The sequence below is a fragment of the Mesorhizobium sp. M1E.F.Ca.ET.041.01.1.1 genome, from assembly GCF_003997355.1.
Taxonomy (GTDB): Bacteria; Pseudomonadota; Alphaproteobacteria; order Rhizobiales; family Rhizobiaceae; genus Mesorhizobium.
In genome coordinates this window covers 1-4,081 of the sequence record NZ_RZSL01000540.1, presented here as the reverse complement: position 1 = coordinate 4,081, position 4,081 = coordinate 1, and the positions used below count along the sequence as shown (strand labels likewise).

Here is a 4,081-nt window from a genome sequence, read left to right as displayed (position 1 = left end):
AGGTTGTTCGCTCCGCGAAGCGTCGCCAACATATGGTCGGCGATGAAGTCGAGCGCGACTGGCTTCTCCTCCGCCTCCAGTCCGTCGATCTCTTCGGCGTCCTCGCCATCCGCGTACGCCCGCACCTGGAGCCTTAGCTCGGGCGAGTCGGCCGAGGACTCCACGATCGAAACGGACGATGGCGAAGCCGGGTTCAGCCAGCTCGCGGCAACGGATAGGTCGCCAATCGTGGCGGACAGCCCGATCCTCCTTGCTGGTTCCACGGACAAAGCATCCAGCCGCCGCAGCAAGGTCGCAAGGTGGAGGCCGCGCGGCCCGCTCAGAAAGGCATGCAGTTCGTCGATGACAATGAAGTCCAACGCGCCCAGCATCCTCCTTGCATCGCCCGGACGACGCAGGAGCATCGCCTCGATGGATTCCGGAGTTATCAGGACGACGCCGCGCGGATCGCGTCTTGTACGCTGCTTGGCGGCTTGAGGCGCATCCCCATGCCATCGGACGACGTCGATCTCCATCCGCTCGCAGAGGTCGTCGAGGCGCCGGAACTGGTCGTTGATCAGGGCCTTGAGCGGGCTCACGTAGAGGACTGACACGCCCGGCTCCGTCCGGGCCGACACTTTCGTCAGGATCGGCAGGAAAGCGGCTTCCGTTTTCCCGGCCGCGGTGGCGGCCGCGATCAGGACATCATTCCGGCCGCCCAGGATCGCTGCGATCGCCTTGTCCTGGACATCGCGGAGTTCCTCCCACTTCCGCTCCCAGATCCAGCGCCGGATCGTTTCGTGAAGCCTATCGAATCCGGAGGGGGCCTCAGAGCCTGACGGTGGCAAGATCCTCGTCCCCACCCTCGCCTTCGCCGTCGCTCTCGTCCGCCGCGGAGCTTTCGGCATCCGGCGCGATGTCGACTCGGCCCACTAGGCTCGCCCATTCCGTTCCAGGATTCTGTTCAAGGATTGCCAGGAACTGCACGAACGCCTTTATCGTGTTCCGAGGCGTCCTGAAGTAGGCGTCGCCGACGTGCTTGTTGCAATGCTCCATGAATGCTGGAAGGGCTTCATCCGGAACGAGGTTCTTGGCTGGCTCGCCGGAGGCAAACACTGCTCGGATATTTGAAAGAAGGATCAGAAGATCCTCTGGCGTAAGGCTTTGGAGGCGCAGCACCGGACCGGAAAGATCGACCAGGCCATTCGTCGCGAATGCATTCTCGGAAAGGCGGGACTGCAGGGCGGAGTAGCTGTAAAGGCCCCGGCGGGTGTCCATGAGGAACTCTGGCGTCCCGCCGAACGCGAAACCGAAGCCGCCGAAGTTGCCCTGCAGCACGTCGTTGAGCATGCGCAGGACCTGCTCGAAATTCTGGTTGCGAGCTTGGGCGCTCTGAAGCTTGTACAGGTTCACCATTTCGTCGAAGACGACGAACAGCCCGGCGTATCCTGCAAGCTTCACGAACGCTGCTAGCAGCTTGAGGGAATCATAGACGTTGTCGTCATCGATGATGTTGCGGACGCCAAGCGCCTGGCGCGCCTCCGTCTTCGTGGAGTACTCTCCGCGCAGCCACCGGAGGGCCGAGGCCTTGAGGACCTCGTCGCCCTCCTCGCATCCTTTCCAGTACGCCTTAAGCACCGCCGCGTAGTCATAGCCGCCGACATGTTCCTGCAGGTGCGCGAGGCGCTGGTCGATGATGCTCTCGACCGGCACGCCCGCTTGTCCCGCCTCCTGGATGCAGTCCGTCACGAAGCGCTCGACCACGCTCGGCAGTGCGCCGCCGTCGGGCCGGGTCCGCGTGGCCATGTTTCTGACGGCTTCGGCATAGAGCCCCCTCGCCTGGCCTGCCGTCGCGTGAATCCTGCGGTCCGGCGCAAGGTCGGCATGGATCGTGACGCATTTGCGCTCGAGCGCGACCAGCCGCACCAGATTTAGGAAGAACGTCTTGCCTGCCCCGTATTCACCGATCACGAAACGGATCGCCGCTCCGCCGTCGCAGATGCGGTCGATATCGCGGACCAACGCTCCCACTTCGGCAGCACGGCCGACCTGCACGTGACGAAGTCCCGTCTTGGGGACGACTCCGGCGGCGAGCGCCTGCAGAATCGCGTCGCGATCGCGCGTCTTGATAGTCGTCACAGCCGTCATGCTTCCACCCTCGCTTGCTGCAGCTTGTCCCTGAGATGCTCGGCGACTGAAACGCGTTCGTCGCCATCGACTATAGGTTCGTCGAACCTGTCGAAACCCCATTCGTTTATCGTTTCGATCGCTCCGTCGGGCAACAGCCGAAGCTTCCGCGCCTCGTCTTCGAACGCCTGCCGATCCAGTTCGCCGCTCTCGGCCAGAAGGCTCAGCAACCTGGCGTGAGCGCCATCAAGGCCGGCGAACTTTCCTTCCGCAGCCACAGGCTCCCTGACTTGAGGCGGAGGGGTCGGCGGCTCCTCCTCGATGAAGATGCCCGCAAGAAGCTCCGACACGGCCGTGGTTTCCGATTTGATGCGCTCCAAACGGCCATGATCTATCCTGACACCGCCAGAGGGGGATGCAGGACGCTGCGCGGGGATCGGAATGCCGGTCGCCCGCGTCTCCGGAGCGACGGCAACGGGCTCGTCCAGCGCGACCGACCCGCGATGGAGCGTGGAATAGAGATCCTCCACCGGGTAGCCGAGCGCCTTGTACAGCCGCTCGAGGAACTTCACCTCGTCAGGAGCCGCGTGGCCATCCGCCAGGACGGCCGATGTGGCCGATCGGACGGCGCTAGCGCGGGCATCCGCACCAATGTTGCCCAATTTCTTGATGGCGGATTGCTGCGCCGCCGGGTCCCTGAGAAGCGTGCTGGCGTACGCCATCAGCCTGCCGCGCTCGACGCCGCCCACGCCGGGAAACGAACGGATGTCCGCCTTGATCGACTCGAATTCGCTGGCCTCGACCTTTCCGTCGGAAACGGCCGCCAGCGCTGCCACCTCTACCATCGCCCTGGCGGCAGCATAGGCGGAGGCCTCGCCGTCCACGGGAGCCCCTTCCTTCGCCTTGAACAGCAGAATGTAGCCGTCGGCTTCCAGGCCGCGCGAGCTGTACCTGCGGTCCGGCTCGAAGCCGACATCCAGCTTGTCCATCAAGGCGCCGATCTGGTTGCATAGGCCGGCGCCGAGTTTTCCCTTGGGCGGGATTTCCATTCCCAGGGCTTGCGCCAGTCGCACCACCTTGACCCCGGCGATCCTGTGATCGCCAAAAAGACCGTCAACGCGCTTGAGCGCCGCGGCTCCGGTCCCCGAGCCGGACGTCAGAATCTCCTTGGGCAACAGAAAAGCTGCCTCGACGGTATCCTTGGCCTCAGGTTTCTTCCCAAGAAGACGACTGTAGGCGGCAAGGTCGTCGGTACAGGCGTTGAGAAGGTCTCTCAGTCCATCGATTGGCGTGGAAAGGGCAGCGACGTCGGGAAGCGGTCCGAGCTCGCTATCCGACAGGTCCACCCTGCCCCCGAAGCCTCCGCTCGCCGCTCGGTATTCGACTTTGATCTTAGTCCTTGGCGAATTGACCTTCAGCCCGTCCGGATAGCGCGACGCGAACCGCACGTGCCAGAGTTCGGCGAGTTCCTCGAAGCATCTGGATGCGGGCGTGCGGAGCTGCGTGTCCGGAAGGGACAATACCCACAGGAGGGCATCAGTGCTGTCGAAAGGAAGCTTGGAGCCCAGCTTTCGTCCGAGATGCAGCCTTATGGACAGCGGCATCTCGTAGCCGCTCCTCAGATCCGGCGAGAGTGCCGGGCGAGAGATGTCCGGGTTCGCCATCAAATCCGCCACGTCCAGGAACTTCGACGCGTAGCCCTTGAAAGAGTAGTTCTCGCCATGGAGCGCGAGAAGGCGCCGGACCTCCGCTGCCATCGCCGACGCCTCGTTCCTCGCCTCGTCGATGAAGAGACGACGTTCAAGGGCATAGAAGAATATGAAAATGTAGCCTATGCCGATCGAAGGATCGTTCCTGCCCCCTGCAAGCCATTCGAGGTAGGTCCGGCGCGCCCCCGGGGAGATCGAATGATATGATGGCCAATAAGGCAACGTCTTGCCTTCAGGGTCACCTCTTATGGAGCCGACCTGACAAG

The 4,081-nt window shown here is 63.3% G+C and carries 3 protein-coding genes; all 3 read right to left on the bottom strand.

Features of this window, described 5'->3' with window-relative positions:
* Nucleotides 1–827: DEAD/DEAH box helicase (locus EOA38_RS29710; RefSeq protein WP_245480948.1), on the bottom strand; the 827-nt coding region annotated here is incomplete at its 3' end.
* Nucleotides 808–2,127 (bottom strand): ATP-binding protein, encoded by a 1,320-nt coding sequence (locus EOA38_RS29705; protein ID WP_127300915.1) that lies wholly within the window; start codon nt 2,125–2,127, stop codon nt 808–810. The genes EOA38_RS29710 and EOA38_RS29705, both read right to left, overlap by 20 nt.
* Nucleotides 2,124–4,081 (bottom strand): TerB N-terminal domain-containing protein (locus tag EOA38_RS29700; protein ID WP_127300914.1); only part of this gene is annotated, 1,958 nt, incomplete at its 5' end. The genes EOA38_RS29700 and EOA38_RS29705, both read right to left, overlap by 4 nt.

Excerpts from the sequence above, each read along its gene's own strand:
- EOA38_RS29705 (WP_127300915.1), bottom strand. The coding sequence starts at position 2,127 with ATGACGGCTGTGACGACTATCAAGACGCGCGATCGCGACGCGATTCTG.